Genomic DNA, 19,373 nt, shown 5'->3' with positions numbered 1-19,373 from the left:
AATATTATGTATACTTAGGTTGGGGTGATCCTATGAGAAAAGAAACAAGGCCAGTAAAATGCGGCAACCTATATGTTGGAGGTCAGCATCCAATATCTGTACAATCCATGACCACAACAGATCCCATTAAAATTGAAGAGTCCATTAGCCAAATTTTAAGGCTTCAAGAAGCCAACTGTGATATTGTTAGGGTTGCTGTACCCAGTATGGAGTCAGCCTATAGTCTTCATAAAATCATTGATAAAATCTCTATACCTTTGGTTGCTGACATCCATTTTGATTATAGAATAGCCCTTGAAGCCATTCATCAAGGAGTTGATGGATTAAGATTAAATCCTGGTAATATAGGCAGTAAGGAAAGGGTTAGGGAGGTTGTTAAAGCAGCCTCAGAAAAGAAAATTCCAATCAGAATTGGTGTGAATGCTGGATCTCTAGAAAAGGAGTTGCTTAAAAAATACCACCACCCTACGGCTGAAGCCATGGTTGAAAGTGCTATGGGACACGTTAGAATCCTTGAAGAGTTAGGTTTCCAGGATATTGTCATTTCTCTAAAGGCCAGTGATGTTGTAATGACAGTAAAGGCCTATGAGCTCATTTCTGAAATAACCAATTATCCATTGCATGTTGGTATAACAGAGGCAGGAACCATTTGGAGTGGAACGATAAAATCTGCCATAGGAATTGGCTCTCTTCTATTGAAGGGTATAGGAGATACCATTAGAGTTTCCCTAACTGGAGATCCTGTAGAAGAGGTTAAGGTTGGCAGACAGATCTTGAAATCCTTAGGGATTGTTCAAAATGAAATAACCATCATATCCTGCCCAACCTGTGGAAGATGTCAGGTGGATTTAATAAAGTTAGCCAATGAAGCAGAGAAAAGAATAGGGAATATTAAAAAACCTATTAAGCTGGCAATAATGGGTTGTGCTGTTAATGGTCCCGGTGAAGCGAAAGAAGCCGATATTGGTATAGCTGGCGGAAAGGATTCCGTATTATTATTTAAGAAGGGTCAAATCATAAAGAAAATCCCGGAGGATCAGGCTTTAGAAGTGTTAATTAAGGAAATTGAAGAATTGTAGATGAGGTGAAAAAAATGAGGGCTTCTGCTATTATACCTGCCTACAACGAAGAAAATAGAATAGGAACAGTACTTAAAGCTGTTGAAGGTCATCCTTTCATAATTGAAGTGATTGTAGTCAATGATGGTTCTCAAGATGATACTGCTGAGGAAGTTTCTAATTATCGGGTAAAGCTGGTTGATTTACCAGAAAATAAAGGCAAGGCTGAAGCTATTAAAGTAGGATTAAGCTACTGTAGTGGTGAATATATAATCATGCTGGATGCAGATTTAATTGGCTTAAGACATCAACATATTTCAGCCCTATTGGAGCCATTAGAAGATGATCATATGGATATGACCTTAGGAATATTTAAAGGTGGAAGACTAATAACTGATTTAGCTCAAAAAATTGCCCCAAATCTATCAGGACAAAGGGCAATGAAGGCCTCCTTAATTCAGGATGTTCTTCAGCTAGATACAGAGGGTTATAGCTTAGAAATGGCTTTGTCAAGGCTGATTAAAGATAAACAACTAAAGGTTCAACGGGTATTACTAGAGAATATTAGTCATGTTACCAAGGAGGAAAAGCTTGGCTTTTATGAAGGTACCAAGTGGAGAATGAAGATGTATAAGGATATCTTAAAGTATTGGTTTAATTAGAAGAGGTGTAGACTTATGATGACAGACTTACCAATGACTCTTAGAAGCTTTTGTTCATACCTAGGACATGCTGTTGATGAGAGCCTTGATGATTATATAATGAATAAGGTTAAATTTTATAAAAACTCTAAAAAGTTAGAACTACAGGTTCAAATTGATTCCATTATTTCATGGCAGCAGGTAGACCAAGTCCTAGCGGGAATTAAGGGTCATCTACAGCTGAAGGAAGTAATCCTTGTTCCTGAGTACCTTTCTGTTCATGAATCTCTTGAAGTCCTAATTGAAGAAAATTGGAAAAATATCCTTTACTTCATTTATAAGGCTATTCCCGCAGTTAAGGGTTTTTATGACAAAATAAGCTACCAAATTAATGATAAAAACCTCACTATTAAAATAGCGGAGGATGTCTTATACCAAAAGGCAGCTGAAAGACAAATCAATCGAATTATCGAAGGTTACTTTTTAAATAATTTTAAATTGAATATAATCTGTAAAATTGATATAGATACAAGGAACAGTTTTTGTATGGAAGAGTATAAGGAGGAAAAGGAGAAGGAAAGCAGCCTAATAGCTGATGAGTTAATTAAGGTTGCTGCTTCTGCACCTTCCTCTTCTCCAGCTCCCTCCTCCACGGATAATAGGGATAAAAAGCAATGGAAAAAAACTGAGGCTAAAGCCAGTAAAGGTGCAATCATGGGAAAGACCTTTACAGGGGAGGTAACTCTTTTATCAGAAATCAAGGGAGAATTGGCTAAAGGAATCATGGAGGTTGAAATCATCTCATTTGAAAGGAAGGAATTAAATAGCGGAAAGGCTTTATTTATTTTGCAGGTGACGGACTATACCAATTCCATTACAGTAAAAATATTTGAAAGAAAAAATCAAATTGATGATATCATAGAAGAGTTAAAGGTGGGTAATTGGATTAGGCTGAGGGGTGATGTAGTATTTGATAAGTTTATAAGGGAGTACATCATCATGGCCAGTGATATTATGAAGCTCCAAAAAGATGAAATAAAGGATACCTGCGAGAACAAGAGGGTAGAGCTCCACCTCCATACACAGATGTCAGCTATGGATGGTATATCCAACACCACAAGCCTCATTAAAAGAGCTGCCAGCTGGGGCCATAAGGCAATTGCCATAACCGATCATGGTATTGTCCAAGCCTTTCCTGAGGCAATGGAGGCAGGAAAAAAGCATGGAATTAAAATCATCTATGGACTTGAGGGTTATTTAGTCAATGATCTGGCTAAGCTTGTTGAAGGTTCAGATGATTATCGTCTTGATGACACCTTTGTGGTATTTGATATCGAAACCACAGGACTCTCCAACAAAATTGACAGAATCACTGAAATAGGTGGAGTAAAAATCTCTGAAGGTAAGGTAATTGAGGAGTTTTCTTCTTTAATAAATCCAGGGATTCCTATTCCTGCAAAAATAACAGAATTAACGGGAATAACGGATGAAATGGTGAAGAATGCCCCCTCCATTGAAACGGTCTTACCTAGATTTTTAGAGTTTATAGGAGAGGTACCAATAGTAGCCCACAATGCATCCTTCGATGTGGGCTTTATAAGAGAAAATGCCACTAAAATGGGGCTACAGTTAAAAAATCCAGTTATTGATACTCTAAAGCTGGCACGGGTCCTCTTAAAAAACCTAAAAAGACATAAGCTAGATGTCATTGCAAAGGAGTTGGATATAAAGCTGGATAATCATCATAGGGCAGTGGATGATGCTAAGGCTACTGCAGAAATCTTTATAAAGTTTGTAGCTATGATTAAAGGAAGAAATATAAATACCCTAGGGGACATTAATCAGAAGCTAAGTACCCAACTGGACTTCACTAAGCTTGAAAGCTACCATGTATTGATTCATGTAAAAAATTATACCGGATTACAAAATCTATATAGATTGGTTTCGGAATCCCATATAAACTATTTCTATAAAAAGCCTAGAATCCCTAAGAGTTTGTTAAATAAGTATCGTGAAGGCCTGATTATAGGATCCGCCTGTGAGGCTGGAGAGCTTTTTAAGGCAGCTGTAGCCAACCCCTCCGCTGACTTCGTAAAGGAGATCGCCAGCTATTATGATTTTTTAGAAATACAGCCCGTGGCTAATAATCATTTCATGATCGATAAAGGAATATTGGCAAGTATTGAGGATATTAGAGGAATCAATAAACGAATAGTATCCATAGGTGAGGAACTGGGAATTCCTGTTGTAGCAACAGGAGATGTTCATTTTTTAGATAGGCGAGATGAAGTATTTAGAAGAATCTTAATGGCAGGTCAGGGTTTTTCAGATTCAGATGACCAAGCACCCCTTTATTTGAAGACCACCAATGAAATGATGGAGGAGTTCTCCTATCTAGGTAGGGAAAAAGCTGAAGAGGTGGTCATTACCAATACCCTAAGAATCAGTGAAGAGATTGAAGAACTCATACCAATTCCCGATGGCACATTTCCACCAGTAATTGAAGGCTCCGATGACGAGCTTAGAAGACTATGCTATAGCAAAGCTGAAAGAATCTATGGAAATCCACTACCAGAGATAGTACAATCTAGATTGGATAGGGAACTAAACTCTATTATAAGCAATGGCTATGCTGTAATGTATATCATTGCACAAAAACTGGTTACGAAATCCTTATCCGATGGATACTTGGTTGGTTCAAGGGGTTCAGTTGGATCCTCCTTTGCCGCCACCATGAGTGATATAACAGAAGTAAATCCTCTGCCACCCCATTATATTTGCTCCTATTGTAAACATTCAGAGTTTATCACCGATGGTTCCTATGGGGCAGGGGCAGATTTGCCGGATAAAACCTGTCCTCAATGCCAAAACACCCTGATTAAAGAAGGGCATGATATTCCCTTTGAGGTTTTTTTAGGCTTTGAAGGGGATAAAGAGCCTGATATAGACTTAAACTTTGCCGGGGAGTATCAAAGTGAAGCCCATAAATACACCGAGGAGCTATTCGGTAGGGGTAAGGTATATCGTGCAGGTACAATTGGTACAATTGCTGATAAAACAGCCTATGGATTTGTCAAAAAATATCTAGATGAAAGGGAAATTCATGCTTCCTCAGCTGAAATAAACAGACTTACCCTTGGCTGTACTGGGGTTAAGCGAACCTCAGGTCAACATCCAGGTGGAGTTATGATTGTTCCAGCTGATAGAGACATCCATGAGTTTACCCCAATACAATATCCAGCCAACGATTCTAGTTCTGGAGTGATTACCACCCATTTCGATTATCATTCCATAAGTGGTCGATTGCTTAAGCTTGACATACTGGGCCACGATGTACCTACCATCATTAAGATGCTGGAGGATTTAACTGGAGTAAATGCACAGCTTATCCCTCTAGATGACAAAAAAACCGTCAGTATATTCACCAGCACTGAGGCCTTAGGGATCACTGCTAAGGAGTTGGGCCTTGAGGTTGGAACCTTAGGCATTCCTGAATTCGGTACGAAATTCGTAAGACAAATGCTGATGGATACTAAACCCACAACCTTTGCTGAATTGGTGCGGATAAGTGGATTGTCCCACGGGACGGATGTTTGGTTGAACAATGCCCAAGAGCTGGTTAGGGGCAATATTGCAGAGCTTAAGGATGTTATTTCAACCCGTGATGATATAATGAACTACTTAATCTACAGGGGACTCCCTAAAAAAGCATCCTTTAAGATTATGGAGAACGTTAGAAAGGGTAAGGGGTTAAAGCCAGAAGATGAAGAGCTGATGAAGGAAAACAATGTACCCCAATGGTATATAGATTCCTGTAATAAAATAAAATATATGTTCCCAAAGGCCCATGCATCTGCCTATGTTATGATGTCCTTTAGAATCGCCTATTTTAAGGTATACCACCCTGAGGCCTTTTATGCCACCTATTTTACCACCAAGGCAGAGGACTTTGATGCAGACCTGATTGTGAAGGGAAAGGATGCGGTTATCAATAAAATCAAGGCTCTAGATGATCAGGAAAAGGAACAGGATAATAAAATAATGGCTAAGGAGAAAAATCTTTTAACGGTTTTAGAGGTAGCCATGGAAATGTATTTGAGGGGTATATCCTTGCTACCGGTAGATATTTATCAATCAGATGCAGATCGCTTTCAAATTGTAGATGGAAAGCTTCTACCCCCTTTAAAATCCCTACAGGGAGTAGGACAAAATGCAGCTAGGAATATAGTAGAAGCCAGAAAACAGGGAGAATTCATTTCCCTAGAGGATCTAAGAGAACGTACAAAGGTAACCAAAACCGTTATTGAAGCACTGGTAAGTCATGGATGTATTAGTGATTTACCAAAAACTAACCAATTAACCCTTTTTAGCTTGCAAGGCTAATAACCTTATGATATACTTTAGGTAATCCAATAGGTTACTATGGAAGAGTGGGAGTTCCCCACTCTTTCCTGTTATACTAGACATATAAAAACTATTCAGGAACCATATGGAATAATTCGGGCTAAAATGTTGACAATAACAATATAAAACTTAATATAGGGAGGTTATAAAATGGGTCAAAACAAAGTCGAAAAAATCACAGAAGAACTGGTTACACCCATTATTGAGTCAGGGAACTATGAACTGGTGGATATAGAATTCAAAAAAGAAGGTCCCCATCGCTATCTTAGGGTTTATGTTGATAAGCCCGGTGGCATTACCTTAGATGACTGCCAGGGAATTAGTGAAGCCCTAAGTGAAAAATTAGATGAAAGGGATCCAATTCCAGAAAACTACTTTTTAGAGGTTTCATCCCCGGGGATAGATAGGCCCTTAAAAAAGGATAAGGATTTTCAAAAATTCAAGGGTGAACTGGTGGAGCTTAAGCTTTTCGAAGCAATAAATGGGCAAAAACTATTAGAAGGCCAATTAATGGGTCTTGAGAATAATCATATCATGTTAAAGATTAATCATTCCGATACATTGCAGATACCAAGGGATAAGATTGCAATAACCAGATTAGCAATAAAATTTTAAGGAGGGCATAAAAAAATGAATATTGAGTTTATTGAAGCGCTGCAGCAGATTCAAAAAGATAAGGGTATCTCAAAGGATATACTAATAGAAGCCCTAGAAGCAGCGTTGATTTCTAGCTACAAAAGGAACTTTGGAACATCTCAAAATGTTCGGGTAGAAATCGATAAAGACAAGGGAGATGTACATGTTTACTCCCAAAAAAACGTTGTAGAAGAAGTTGAGGATGACCTACTTGAAATTTCCCTTGAGGATGCAAGAGCCATAAATCCTAAATATGAGGTTGGAGATATAGTCGAACGGGAGGTAACCCCTAGAAATTTTGGAAGAATAGCTGCCCAAACTGCTAAACAGGTGGTTGTTCAAAGAATTAGGGAAGCCGAACGAGGTGTAGTATTTAATGAATTTATAAATAGAGAATCTGATATTATAACTGGGAATGTCGCAAGGGTTGCAAAGGGCATGGTGTATATTAATCTAGGTAAAACCGAAGCTATTCTTGGGCCAACTGAGCAAATGCCCAATGAAGAATATAATCATGGAGAAAGAATCAAAACCTACATAGTAGAAGTGAAAAAAACCACAAAAGGACCACAAATTGTTGTATCTAGAACCCACCCTGGATTAATTAAACGATTATTTGAATTAGAGGTTCCAGAAATCCATGATGGGGTTGTGGAAATAAAGAGTATTTCAAGGGAAGCCGGCTCTAGAACCAAAATTGCTGTTGAATCAAAGGATCCCAATGTTGATCCAGTGGGTGCTTGTGTTGGTCCTAAGGGTGCAAGGGTACAGACAATTGTAGATGAGCTAAAGGGTGAAAAAATTGATATCATAAAGTATAGTAAAGACCCCGCTGAATTTATATCCAGTGCACTAAGCCCTGCAAAGGTGGTTACGGCAGATATTAATTTAGAGGAAAAAACAGCAAAGGTTGTTGTTCCAGATTATCAATTATCCTTGGCCATCGGTAAGGAAGGACAAAATGCTCGTTTAGCTGCAAAGCTTACCGGTTGGAAGATCGATATTAAGAGTGAAAGTCAGGCTAAGGAAAATCAGGAGTGATTGTATGAAAACAAAAAAAATTCCTTTGAGAAAGTGTGTAGGCTGCAACGAGATGAAGCCTAAAAAGGAACTTATTAGAGTAGTGAAAAACCAGGAGGGTGAAGTTAAAGTTGACTTAACAGGTAAGGCCAACGGAAGAGGTGCCTATATCTGCTATAATATACCCTGCTTTGAAAAGGCTAAAAAAACAAAGGCATTAAATAGAGCCTTTGAATGTAGTATTTCCGATGAGGTTTATAATAAACTTATACAGGAGTTAGATAAGGGTGAATGATAAAATATATAATCTTCTGGGCTTTGCAATGAAGGCAGGAGTTATTGCTTCAGGTGAAGATACCTGTAGAATAGAAATAAGAAAAAATCGTGTTAATTTAGTTCTTCTGGCCGATGATGCTTCAGTGAATTCGAAAAAGACCTTTCATGACAAAACAACCTATAGGAAAATACCATTAAGAATCATTGGTACAAAGAACACACTTGGAGCTGCTATAGGTAAGGGCAGTAGAGCAGTAGTAGCTATAAAGGATAAAGGTTTTGCAAATAAGCTTATGGAGCTTATTGATGAAGAAGGTAAAGGCTTATAGGGGGTGATTAGCTTGTCAAAGTTTAGAGTTTATCAACTAGCGAAGGAACTTGGCATAAGCAGTAAAGATCTCATCGAGAAATTAAAGGATTTATCAGTTGAAGTAAGTAATCACATGAGTACATTAGAGGACGAAGAAGCTAATTTAGTCATTGACTTATTGTCTGAGGATAAAAAAGAGAAGGCTAATAGTAAAAAAGAAAAGCAAACTGTTGAAAAGAAGGTAGAAACTAAAGGCAATAAGGTAGAAACCAAGGTAGAAGCTAAGGTAGAAACTAAAGTAAATAAAGCAGAAACTAAGGTAGTTAATGCTAACAATCCAAATCCTCATGAGGGTAAAAAGAAGAATAAGAATCATAAAAATCATAAGAATAATAGTAATAGTAACAAAAACAATAAGCAGCTAAGTCGCGAAACAGTAAAGGAAGAACAGAAAACCATGGAAAATAACGACAAAAAGTTAATTGAAATAAATGAAAAAATCATAGTTAAGGATTTCGCTGAGCTCATAAAAAGACCTGTAAATGAAGTTATTACAAAGCTGATTCAATCCGGAGTAATGGCGGCCATGAATCAGGAAATTGATTTTGAGACGGCTGAAAAGATTGCAGCGGACTTTGACTTTGAGGTTGTAAAAGCTCAAGAAAAGGAAGCAACCGATGAGGTTAAAGATATCGTAATCCCAGAGGATAAAGAGAGTGATTTAAAACCAAGACCACCAGTTGTAACGGTTATGGGGCACGTTGATCATGGAAAAACATCACTGTTGGATGCCATAAGAGAGACCAAGGTAACCGAGCGGGAGGCTGGAGGAATCACCCAGCACATTGGTGCTTCTGAGGTTCATATAAATGGTAAGAAGATCGTATTTTTAGATACTCCTGGTCATGAGGCCTTTACTGCTATGAGGGCTAGGGGTGCAAAGGCAACGGACATTGCCATATTGGTTGTTGCAGCAGATGATGGTGTTATGCCTCAAACTGTAGAAGCTATTAACCATGCTAAGGCTGCAGGTGTACCTATTATTGTAGCAATTAATAAAATCGATAAACCAGGGGCCAACCCCGACAGAGTAAAGCAGGAATTATCAGAGCATGGAGTATTAATTGAAGAATGGGGTGGAGATATCATCTCTGTAGCAGTTTCAGCCCTTCAAGGCATCAATATTGATGAACTATTGGAAATGATTCTACTGGTAGCAGAAGTGGAGGAGCTTAAGGCCAATCCAAATAGAGATGCAATTGGTGTAGTAATAGAGGCCCAGCTGGATAAAGGTAGGGGCTCCGTTGCAACCATCCTTGTACAAAAGGGTACTCTAAAGGTGGGAGATTCTGTTGTTATTGGTAATACCTATGGTAGAGTTAGGGCTATGGTTAACGATAAAGGAAAACGAGTTAAGATTGCACCTCCTTCGACAGCTGTTGAGATTACTGGATTAAACGACGTTCCAGCTGCCGGTGACCAGATGGTGGTGGTAGCTGATGATAAGCTTGCTAGAACAATTGCTGAAAAGCGTATTGATAAAATCAAAGAGCAGCAGCTTAAGGCCAGTCAGAAGATCTCCCTTGATGCATTATATAGTCAAATGCAACAGGGTGAAATTAAGGAGTTAAATATCATTGTAAAGGCTGATGTACAGGGTTCAGTAGAAGCTGTTAAGCAATCCTTAAATAAGCTTTCTAATGATAAGGTAATGATTAGACCTATTCATGGGGGTGTAGGAGCCATTACTGAAACCGATGTTATGCTGGCATCTGCATCTAACGCCATTATTATCGGCTTTAACGTGAGGCCAACCTCTGGAGCTACCTCCTTAGCTGAACAGGAAGCTGTAGATTTAAGAACCTATAGAATTATCTATAATGCCATAGAAGATATTGAAGCCGCAATGAAGGGTATGCTTGACCCTGAATTTAAAGAGGTGGAGCTAGGAAAAGCCCAAGTGCGTGCCACCTTTAAGGTTCCAGGTGCTGGGGTTGTTGCAGGCTGCTATGTAATTGAAGGTAAGATCATCAGAAGCGCAAGTATTCGGCTAGTTCGTGATGGTATCGTAATTCACGAAGGTACCATTAGCTCCTTAAGAAGATTTAAGGATGATGTAAAGGAAGTAGCTACCGGATATGAGTGCGGTATTGGTATAGATCATTACAATGATGTAAAGGATGGAGACATTATAGAAGCATATAAAATGCAGGAAATAGAAAGATCATAGGAAGGATGAGGACTTTGGCGTATCCGAGGGTTAGCAGACTTTCAGAGGAAATCAAAAAACTGATAAGTCATATAATTAGAAACGAGCTTAGAGACCCTAGAATTGCCCCCATGACCAGTGTAACCGTGGTGGAGGTAACAAGGGACTTAAGGTATGCTATGGTTTATATTAGTGTATTAGGTAGTGAAGAAGAGAAGGAAACAACCCTTGAAGCCTTAAAGAACAGTAGTGGATTCGTAAGACGAGAGATTGGCAAAAAAATATCTGCCAGATATACTCCTGAAGTAATCTTTAAATTAGATCAATCTATTGAAAAGGGCTTTGAGATACAAAAGGTAATAGATCGTGTCAATAAGCAGGAGACTATAAATAGGGATTCTGAAGAGGAAGAATTTAAAATTGAAGATTAATCCGTGAACATTTTAGTATTTTAACAAATGTTATATTTTTCCTTTAGGAATGAAAGGATAACTCTAATATGAACAATCTTAAAGACATGGTTTTTAGTGCTAAAAACATTGCCGTTATATCCCATATTAATCCAGACGGAGACAGTCTTGGTTCTGCTTTAGCTTTGGCTGTTACCTTAAGTACAATTAATTCTAATGTAACATTATATATAAATGATGTACTTCCAGCAAAATATGAATTTTTGCCAGAGGTACATCGCTTTATAATGTTCAAGGAAGAGGAGCTCGAAGAATTTGACATAACCTTTGTGTTGGATTGTGGGGACATAGATCGTCTTGGTAGCAGCCGGTCGTTGGCTGACAGAACCAAGAATTTAGTGAATATCGACCATCATGTTAGTAATAATCATTATGGGGATATAAACATTATAGATGTAAAAGCTTCATCAACAAGTCAAATGGTATACCACCTAATAGATGAGATTCTGCAGCTGCCCATAACGCCAGAAGTAGCCACCTGTCTATATGTTGGGATTGTAACCGACACCGGAAGCTTTAAATACGACAACACTTCTCCTGAAACCCATAGAGTAGTGGCAAAGCTTTTGGAATTAGGAGTTGATATAGAGGATATCACTATCCATCTTTTTCAGAACAATTCCTATAAGGGAGTGAAATTTTTAGGAGAATTCCTAAAAAGTTTAGAGATTCTAATAGATGGTAAGCTGGCATTGGCAACAATATCCTTGCAAATGCTTAACAAATATAGTCTTGACCCTGATGAAACCGATAGTATAATTAATTATGGTAGAGATATAAAGGGAGTAGAGGTCGCAGTAACCCTCAAGGAAGTAGATAAAAACCTAATAAAAATCAGCCTTCGGTCTAAAACCAATATTGATGTTAATGAAATAGCCAAGGCATTTGGTGGAGGAGGCCATAAAAAAGCCTCAGGAGCCACATTAAAAGGTACCATAGAAGAAGTGCGTGAAAGAGTTGTTGAAGAAGTAAGGAAAGCCTTCATGCACAACGGGGACGGTTCTCATTGTGCAATAGGAATCAGGAATAGGTAATGGGTCATGAAACTTGATTAATCAAATTTCTTCCGGAATTCAACATTCAACATTTAACATTTAACATTACTTTATAGCTTTCTATTCTTTTAAAGGATTTGATATAATGAATGGTATATTAAATATGCTAAAGCCTCCAGGAATGACCTCCCATGATATGGTTTCGGTGGTTAGGCGGAAGCTGGGTATCAAAAAGGTGGGACATACAGGAACCCTTGATCCCAATGCAGCAGGGGTTTTACCCATTTGTGTTGGACAAGCCACAAAAATATCTCAGTTTCTTTTGGACAGCAATAAAAAATATCGGGCAGAGCTAACCTTGGGTATAACCACAGACACTCAGGATATCTATGGAGATATAATTGATGAAAGAGAATTAAATGCTTCAGAAGATCAAATCATAAAAGTAATTTCCACCTTCCAAGGAGAACTTCAGCAAGTACCTCCAATGTATTCTGCTTTAAAAATTGGCGGTAAGAAACTTTATGAAATAGCCAGGGAGGGTAAAGAGGTAGAACGAGCTTCTAGAAAAATCACTATACATCAACTAGAAATTTTGCGTATCAATAAAAATAAGATTATGATGGATGTCACCTGTTCCAAAGGGACCTATATAAGAACCTTATGTAATGATATCGGTGAAGCGTTGGGCTGTGGCGGCACCATGTCCTTTTTGTTAAGAACCGCTACAGGTAATTTTGATATCAATACCGCAATCACAATTGAAGATTTAATGGAGTTGGAAAAGGACGATATCCAGCTTTATCCTGTTGATTTTCCCTTAGTTGATCTTCCCAAGGTTTTAATTGATTCTTTCCAAAAGAAAGCAGCTTTAAATGGAAATAAAATTAGACTAGAGGATACTTCAGCAAATATAAAATTAGAAAACAATCAAACTGTTAGGGCCTATATAGAGGATGTCTTTATTGGCATAGCTACAGTTCATCAAATAAATGATAGAGATGGGTTTATCAAATTTAATAGGCTATTTGTTTAAAGGGGAGAAATTATGAAGGTACATGAAGAACTAAATACACTAGACTCTAGTAAATTTAGAGGAGTGGCTCTCGGTAATTTTGATGGAGTTCATTTAGGACATCAACAATTGATTCATACTTTGGTGGAAAAATCCAAACAATATAATATTGATTCTTGTGTATATACCTTTAGAAATCACCCTCAGGAGTATATAACAGGAGAAGGACCACAGGAAATAACCAATCACGACATGAAAATTATGCTTTTTCAAAACTTTAAAATAGACACTGTTGTCTTCGATGAGTTTAATAAAGACATTATGAGTAAGTCTCCTGAAGCCTTTATTGAGGATATCTTGGTTAAAGGTTTGAATTCTAAATTTGTTGTTGTAGGTTTCGACTATCGTTTTGGCTTCAAAGCCAAAGGAGATGTAAAGCTATTAAAGACCTTGGGTAAGAAGTACAATTTTGTGGTATTTGAAATACCCCCAGTGCTGATGTATAGCGATAAAATAAGCAGTACAAGAATCAGAAATGCTATTGAAGAGGGTGAAATCAACCTATCAAATCTTTTGCTTGGAAGATATTACTCTATATATGGCAAGGTAATTCACGGAATGGGCAGAGGTAAATTTTTGGGTTATCCTACTGCAAACATTCAAATTCAGGCTAACTGGGTAATCCCGAAGGATGGAGTTTATGCCACCTTTGTAAAAATTAAGAGTCAATATTATAAGGGTGCTACATGTGTGGGAACCAACCCTACCTTTGATGGTACCGATAGAACCATAGAAACCTTCATTATAGACTTTAAAGGAAGCTTGTATGATGAGTTTATCGAAATTCAGTTTGTTAATAGATTAAGGGAAAATATAAAGTTTTCAAATGTAGAGGAGTTAACAACCCAAATGATGCAGGATGTTGAAAACTCGAAAAATTATTTACAAGGCAAGCAAATTATGTTAAAATAATTAAGGTCAAGAACCTACTCTCGGTAATTTGAATCACCGACGGTTACTTAGAGTATGGGGATATCATTAGAGGAGGTGAAATAATGAATAAGGAAGTTAAGGGTAATATTATCAATACTCATAAGGTTCATGAAAACGATACTGGATCTCCAGAAGTGCAAATTGCACTATTAACAGAGAGAATTAATCATCTAAATGAGCATCTTAAACTCCATAAAAAAGATCATCACTCAAGAAGAGGTCTTTTAAAAATGGTTGGTCAAAGAAGAAATCTTCTTAACTATGTAAAGGATAAAAACATAGAGCGTTACAGAGCTATTATCGAAAAATTAGGTTTAAGAAAATAATTAAGAGCGGGTTATCCCGCTCTATTATTTAATCACAAAAATGGTAAATGTTTCTATACATAGAGCTACTAGGAATGATAAGCTTTTAAAAGGAAATACTAACAACTAGGGAATCTAACCAAAAACAAAGGTAGGTTTCCTTGAAATATAATTTAATAATGAAAGGAGGAAAAATTATGGTGAAAACATTTAAAACAGAAATAGGTGGTAGACCCTTTAGTGTGGAAATTGGTAAGGTGGCAGAGCTAGCCCACGGAGCTTGTACAGTTAGATATGGAGATACTGTTGTTCTTGTTACAGCATGTGCTTCTAAGGCTCCAAGGGAAGGGATAGATTTTTTTCCTTTAAGCTGTGATTACGAGGAAAGATCTTATGCTGTAGGGAAGATACCAGGAGGCTTTATTAAAAGGGAAGGTAGACCCTCAGAAAAGGCAGTCCTAACCTCTAGATTAATAGACCGTCCTATTAGACCATTATTTCCAAAGAACTATAGAAATGATGTTCAGGTAATTGCTACAGTATTATCAGTTGATCAAGATTGCCCTTCAGATATAGCAGCTATGATTGGCTCCTCAATAGCTTTATCCATTTCCCATATTCCCTTTCAAGGGCCAACAGGTTCCGTTAATGTTGGAATGATTAATGGTGAATTTGTTGTAAATCCCACCAGTGGGGAAAGGGAAAAGAGCACTCTAAACCTTGTTGTCTCTGGAACCAAAGAAGCTATCATGATGATAGAAGCTGGAGCTAATGAGCTTACAGAAGAGGAAGTTTTAAATGCCATCATGTTTGGTCATGATGAAATTAGAAAGATTGTAGCCTTTATTGAAGATATCGTAGCCGAAGTTGGACAACCTAAAGAAGAGGTTTCAGTAGTAGAAAAGGATGAAGAATTAGAAGCTGAGGTTAAGGCCTATGCTACTGAAAAGCTGGTTAATGCAATAAAAACCTTCGAAAAGCAAGAGAGAATTGAAAATATCGATAGTGTTAAGGAGGAAACCTTAGCATATTTCTCAGAAAAATATGAGGATCGATTAAAGGAAGTTAGTGATATTCTTTCTAAGATTGTAAAAGAGCAAATTAGAAGAATGATTGTTCATGAAGGAATTAGACCTGATGACCGGAAATTAGATGAAATAAGACCTATTTGGAGTGAGGTAGGAATCCTTCCCCGAACCCATGGTACTGGTTTATTCACTAGGGGGCAAACTCAAGTATTGACAATAGCTACCCTTGGAGCTCTTGGTGATGTGCAAATTTTAGATGGTTTAGGTGAAGAGGAAGAAAAACGTTATATGCATCATTATAACTTCCCACCCTATAGTGTTGGTGAAACTAGATTTTTAAGGGGTCCAGGCAGAAGAGAAATTGGTCATGGAGCATTGGCAGAGAGGGCTTTAGAGCCAATGATTCCTAGTAAGGAAGAGTTCCCCTATGCAATTCGTTTGGTTTCAGAGGTGGTAAGTTCTAATGGCTCAACCTCCCAAGCCAGCGTATGCGGTAGTACCCTTGCCCTAATGGATGCAGGAGTTCCCATTAAGAAAATGGTGGCAGGTATTGCAATGGGTCTTGTTAAAGATGAGAACCAAGTAGCTGTTCTATCAGATATCCAAGGTATGGAGGATTTCTTAGGAGACATGGACTTTAAGGTTGCCGGGACTGACGAAGGAATTACTGCTATTCAAATGGATATTAAAATAGCCGGAATTGATAGACCTATCTTACAAAGGGCCTTAGAGCAAGCAAGGGTAGGTAGACTTCATATCCTTGGGAAAATGAGAGAAGCCATCACAGAGCCAAGGAAAGAATTATCACCCTATGCACCAAAAATCATTCAAATGAAGATTAATCCTGATAAAATAAGGGATGTTATTGGTACAGGTGGTAAGATCATTAACAAAATTATTGAAGACACCGGAGTAAAGATTGACATAGAAAACGATGGAACAATTTATATTGCTGCTCCGGATCAAGACTCTGGAAATAGAGCCCTTGCAATAATCGAAAACATCGTTAAGGAACCTTTAGTTGGCGAAGTTTATATGGGGAAAATCGTGAAGATCATGAATTTTGGAGCCTTTGTAGAATTTCTACCTGGTAAGGAAGGCTTGGTGCATGTATCTAACATAGCCCATGAAAGAGTGAATAAGGTAGAAGATGTCTTTGAAGTAGGACAAATGGTTGAGGTAAAGGTAATTGAAATCGACCCTCAAGGAAAAATTAGTCTATCAAGAAAGGCCTTACTACCAAAGCCTCAAAAAGAAGAAAAACCCAATAATAATGAGAAAGCATAAACCCATATGGTTTATGTTTTTTTATTTAAAAATTTATCCCATTTAGAATAAGTAGCTGATTTTGGAATAATATTATATCAACCTGATAAAATTTATAAAAGGGGGGAAGATAATGATTATACTAATAAATAAGAGAACAATTGTAGTCGTTGTAGCCATTATACTGATTTTGCTGCTGATTATATCAGGAGTTGTAATTTATAGCAGAAGCAGTAGAGATTCCTCAGTAAGTTCATATGAAAGACTTGAAAAGCCCATTGAAAAGGGAAATAATCAAAACTATATTGCCTTTGCCTGTAATGTTGATTGGGGCAATGAGGTTCTACCAGAAATGCTAACGGTTCTTAGGGAGAAGAATATAAAAATTACCTTCTTTGTTACTGGGAGATGGGTAAAAGAATTTCCAGAGCTATTCATGACAATAGTAAATGAGGGTCATGAAATTGGCAGCCATGGATATAAACATTTAAACTATGGAACCTTAACCCAAAAGCAAAATGAGGAACAAATACAGCTGGCTGAGGATTTAATCATGAAATATACAAAGGAAAAGCCCATACTTTTCGCACCACCTTCAGGATCCTATAATGAAAATACCCTATTAGCAGCAGATAAGCTTGGCTATAAAACCATTTTATGGACAATCGACACCATCGATTGGCGATCAGGTAGTACAAAGGATTTAATTGTAAAGAGGGTTATTGAAAAAGAAAGCCTAGGCGGGTCAATCGTTTTAATGCACCCTATGGATGAAACTGCTAAAGCATTGCCAGAACTTATTGATGCATTATTAGAGAAGAACCTAACCGTCGGAAGAGTATCGGATGTTTTGAATTAATTCTAATTGTTGCATATATTAATAAAGTCCATTATAATTGATAGGGTAAGTCTTAATGCAGAAGAATCGGTTTAGGAGGATAAAATGTATAAGAAATATACACTAGATAATGGATTACGGGTAGTTACAGAGCATATACCATTTGTCAAATCAATTTCCATAGGAGTCTGGTTTGCAGCTGGATCAAACAACGAAAATATAAATAATAACGGCATATCTCATTTCATTGAGCATATGCTTTTTAAAGGTACAGAAACTAAAACAGCCAAGGATATAGCTGATATCGTCGATGGTGTAGGGGGACAAATCAATGCCTTTACTGGTAAGGAATGTACCTGCTACTATATAAAGGTATTGGATTCTCACTTTATATTGGCAATCGACCTTTTAGCAGACATGATTTTCAACTCAAAGCTTGATACAGTTGAAATGGATAAGGAAAGAAGTGTTATACTAGAAGAAATCAACATGTATGAGGATTCACCTGAGGATCTGGTACATGATTTATTAACACAGACAATATTTAAAGACAATCATATAGGAATGCCTATATTAGGAACTAAAGAAACATTGGCAAATATTGATGATCGTACACTAAGAAACTATCTGAAGGATTTTTACATTCCAGAAAATGCTGTTATTTCAGTAGCTGGTAACTTTCATGAAGAAACTTTATTGCAAACTATCGAAAAAAACTTTAGTAGTTGGAGCTCATCTGGTAAAATAAACCATATAAATAATGAGATAGAATACAACTATGAAAAGGTACACCGAGTTAAAGATGTAGAGCAAGCCCATCTTTGTATGGCCTTTAAAGGGGTGGCCTTAGACGCTAAAAACCTTTATCCTTTACTGGTGGTTAATAATATCTTAGGTGGAAGTATGAGCTCTAGATTGTTTCAATCCATTAGAGAGGAAAAAGGATTAGTATACTCTATCTATTCTTATCCCTCCATTTATAAAGAGGGAGGACTGTTAACGATTTACGGAGGAATGAATCCTCAACAAATAGAAGAGGTTGCCCATCTAATTAAACAAGAGCTTATGGATTTAAAACAAAATAGCTTAACCAAAGAAGAATTGGTTAAAGCTAAGGAGCAGCTAAAGGGTAATTATATATTGGGATTAGAAAGCACCAGTAGTAGAATGACATCCATAGGGAAATCTGAATTACTTTTAGGTAGAATTTTTAGCCCTAAGGAAGTAATTGATAAAATTGATAAAATTAATATGGAAGAAATTCGTAATGTTATAGATGAGGTCATTAACTTAGACCAATTGGCTGTTGCTACCCTCAGTAAGCAAGATCAAAACGAAATCATCAGTAATATATTCAAATAACATATAAAAGTTCATACATGTTTTAATACCCTCCATAATATAAATATAAAAACAAAAGAATGGAGGGTTTTTTATGCGCTTTAGTATGATAGGTGGAAAAGAGATCGTTAATCTTTGCGATGGTAGTCGATTGGGTGTAATAGGGGACTCCGATATGCTAATTGATGAGAAAACCGGTAGAATTATTGCTTTATTAATTCCCGATGAAAAGAGTTTCTTTAGCTTTTTATCCAGTGGAACCCTAATGGAAATTCCATGGGAGTCTATTAAAAAAATCGGTAATGATATGATTATCATAGAGGTTGAAGATGAAGAAAAGAAAAAGATACAATTATAAAGCCCTTCGGGGCTTTTTTATTTAATAGCCTTTTTTCCTATTAAATGGGGGATTTTAAGGGGGTAACCCCCTTATAAAAATAAGGAGAGTACAGGGAAGCGTCCTAGAGAACGCATGGGTTCTCTGGAAAACAAAAGCATTTTAACCATACAAAATTAACTCATGAAATGCTTTTGTTCAAACATAAAGGTTATGAAGTTTAATAAGAAG

The 19,373-nt window shown here is 37.2% G+C and carries 17 protein-coding genes; all 17 read left to right on the top strand.

Going from position 1 to position 19,373, the window contains the following annotated elements:
• Positions 1–32 precede the first annotated feature (32 nt).
• The 17 genes from ispG to F8153_RS03895 all read left to right on the top strand — a co-directional run bounded on the left by ispG (position 33) and on the right by F8153_RS03895 (position 19,163).
• Positions 33–1,079, top strand: coding sequence for a flavodoxin-dependent (E)-4-hydroxy-3-methylbut-2-enyl-diphosphate synthase (gene ispG, locus F8153_RS03975; protein ID WP_151865070.1), 1,047 nt, complete (start codon positions 33–35; stop codon positions 1,077–1,079).
• A gap of 14 nt (positions 1,080–1,093) precedes the next feature.
• Positions 1,094–1,720 carry a glycosyltransferase family 2 protein gene (locus tag F8153_RS03970; RefSeq protein WP_151865069.1) on the top strand — a complete coding sequence of 209 codons (627 nt, stop codon included), beginning with the start codon at positions 1,094–1,096 and terminating at the stop codon, positions 1,718–1,720.
• 15 nt (positions 1,721–1,735) lie between these two features.
• Positions 1,736–6,082, top strand: coding sequence for a PolC-type DNA polymerase III (locus F8153_RS03965; RefSeq protein ID WP_243136889.1), 4,347 nt, complete (start codon positions 1,736–1,738; stop codon positions 6,080–6,082).
• Between the two features lie 171 nt (positions 6,083–6,253).
• Entirely contained in the window at positions 6,254–6,718 is a 465-nt protein-coding gene (gene rimP / locus F8153_RS03960; RefSeq protein ID WP_151865068.1) for a ribosome maturation factor RimP, read from the top strand.
• A gap of 15 nt (positions 6,719–6,733) precedes the next feature.
• Positions 6,734–7,780, top strand: coding sequence for a transcription termination factor NusA (gene nusA / locus F8153_RS03955; RefSeq protein ID WP_151865067.1), 1,047 nt, complete (start codon positions 6,734–6,736; stop codon positions 7,778–7,780).
• Positions 7,781–7,784: 4 nt separating this feature from the next.
• Entirely contained in the window at positions 7,785–8,054 is a 270-nt protein-coding gene (gene rnpM / locus F8153_RS03950) for an RNase P modulator RnpM (RefSeq protein WP_151865066.1), read from the top strand.
• Entirely contained in the window at positions 8,047–8,364 is a 318-nt protein-coding gene (locus F8153_RS03945) for a L7Ae/L30e/S12e/Gadd45 family ribosomal protein (RefSeq protein WP_151865065.1), read from the top strand. The genes rnpM and F8153_RS03945 overlap by 8 nt, the downstream gene beginning before the upstream one ends.
• 12 nt (positions 8,365–8,376) lie before the next feature.
• Positions 8,377–10,575, top strand: a complete 2,199-nt coding sequence (infB, locus tag F8153_RS03940; protein ID WP_151865064.1) for a translation initiation factor IF-2 — start codon at positions 8,377–8,379, stop codon at positions 10,573–10,575.
• 5 nt (positions 10,576–10,580) lie between these two features.
• Positions 10,581–10,985: a 30S ribosome-binding factor RbfA gene (gene rbfA / locus F8153_RS03935; RefSeq protein ID WP_151865063.1), complete on the top strand. Its 405-nt coding sequence runs from the start codon at positions 10,581–10,583 to the stop codon at positions 10,983–10,985.
• Between the two features lie 68 nt (positions 10,986–11,053).
• Positions 11,054–12,058, top strand: coding sequence for a DHH family phosphoesterase (locus F8153_RS03930; protein WP_151865062.1), 1,005 nt, complete (start codon positions 11,054–11,056; stop codon positions 12,056–12,058).
• Positions 12,059–12,164: 106 nt separating this feature from the next.
• Positions 12,165–13,055, top strand: coding sequence for a tRNA pseudouridine(55) synthase TruB (gene truB, locus F8153_RS03925; RefSeq protein WP_151865061.1), 891 nt, complete (start codon positions 12,165–12,167; stop codon positions 13,053–13,055).
• Between the two features lie 12 nt (positions 13,056–13,067).
• Positions 13,068–14,006, top strand: coding sequence for a bifunctional riboflavin kinase/FAD synthetase (locus tag F8153_RS03920; RefSeq protein WP_151865060.1), 939 nt, complete (start codon positions 13,068–13,070; stop codon positions 14,004–14,006).
• Positions 14,007–14,086: 80 nt separating this feature from the next.
• Complete coding sequence (gene rpsO / locus F8153_RS03915; protein ID WP_151865059.1) at positions 14,087–14,353, top strand: 30S ribosomal protein S15; 267 nt, start codon at positions 14,087–14,089, stop codon at positions 14,351–14,353.
• Positions 14,354–14,529: 176 nt separating this feature from the next.
• Positions 14,530–16,647, top strand: coding sequence for a polyribonucleotide nucleotidyltransferase (locus F8153_RS03910; protein ID WP_151865058.1), 2,118 nt, complete (start codon positions 14,530–14,532; stop codon positions 16,645–16,647).
• 112 nt (positions 16,648–16,759) lie between these two features.
• Entirely contained in the window at positions 16,760–17,485 is a 726-nt protein-coding gene (locus F8153_RS03905) for a polysaccharide deacetylase family protein (protein WP_151865057.1), read from the top strand.
• 84 nt (positions 17,486–17,569) lie between these two features.
• Positions 17,570–18,826 carry a M16 family metallopeptidase gene (locus F8153_RS03900; protein WP_151865056.1) on the top strand — a complete coding sequence of 419 codons (1,257 nt, stop codon included), beginning with the start codon at positions 17,570–17,572 and terminating at the stop codon, positions 18,824–18,826.
• A gap of 73 nt (positions 18,827–18,899) precedes the next feature.
• Positions 18,900–19,163 (top strand): YlmC/YmxH family sporulation protein, encoded by a 264-nt coding sequence (locus F8153_RS03895; protein ID WP_151865055.1) that lies wholly within the window; start codon positions 18,900–18,902, stop codon positions 19,161–19,163.
• The last annotated feature ends 210 nt before the right edge of the window (positions 19,164–19,373 follow it).

The organism is Alkaliphilus serpentinus (assembly GCF_009017255.1).
Lineage (GTDB): Bacteria > Bacillota > Clostridia > Peptostreptococcales > Natronincolaceae > Alkaliphilus_D > Alkaliphilus_D serpentinus.
This window is presented reverse-complemented; position numbering and strand designations above follow the sequence as displayed.

Bases quoted from the DNA above. Each gene is read 5' to 3' on its own strand.
- ispG (WP_151865070.1), top strand. From the start codon at position 33: ATGAGAAAAGAAACAAGGCCAGTAAAATGCGGCAACCTATATGTTGGA.
- F8153_RS03970 (WP_151865069.1), top strand. From the start codon at position 1,094: ATGAGGGCTTCTGCTATTATACCTGCCTACAACGAAGAAAATAGAATA.
- F8153_RS03965 (WP_243136889.1), top strand. From the start codon at position 1,736: ATGATGACAGACTTACCAATGACTCTTAGAAGCTTTTGTTCATACCTA.
- rimP (WP_151865068.1), top strand. From the start codon at position 6,254: ATGGGTCAAAACAAAGTCGAAAAAATCACAGAAGAACTGGTTACACCC.
- nusA (WP_151865067.1), top strand. From the start codon at position 6,734: ATGAATATTGAGTTTATTGAAGCGCTGCAGCAGATTCAAAAAGATAAG.
- rnpM (WP_151865066.1), top strand. From the start codon at position 7,785: ATGAAAACAAAAAAAATTCCTTTGAGAAAGTGTGTAGGCTGCAACGAG.
- rbfA (WP_151865063.1), top strand. From the start codon at position 10,581: ATGAGGACTTTGGCGTATCCGAGGGTTAGCAGACTTTCAGAGGAAATC.
- F8153_RS03930 (WP_151865062.1), top strand. From the start codon at position 11,054: ATGAACAATCTTAAAGACATGGTTTTTAGTGCTAAAAACATTGCCGTT.
- truB (WP_151865061.1), top strand. From the start codon at position 12,165: ATGAATGGTATATTAAATATGCTAAAGCCTCCAGGAATGACCTCCCAT.
- F8153_RS03920 (WP_151865060.1), top strand. From the start codon at position 13,068: ATGAAGGTACATGAAGAACTAAATACACTAGACTCTAGTAAATTTAGA.
- F8153_RS03910 (WP_151865058.1), top strand. From the start codon at position 14,530: ATGGTGAAAACATTTAAAACAGAAATAGGTGGTAGACCCTTTAGTGTG.
- F8153_RS03905 (WP_151865057.1), top strand. From the start codon at position 16,760: ATGATTATACTAATAAATAAGAGAACAATTGTAGTCGTTGTAGCCATT.
- F8153_RS03900 (WP_151865056.1), top strand. From the start codon at position 17,570: ATGTATAAGAAATATACACTAGATAATGGATTACGGGTAGTTACAGAG.
- F8153_RS03895 (WP_151865055.1), top strand. From the start codon at position 18,900: ATGCGCTTTAGTATGATAGGTGGAAAAGAGATCGTTAATCTTTGCGAT.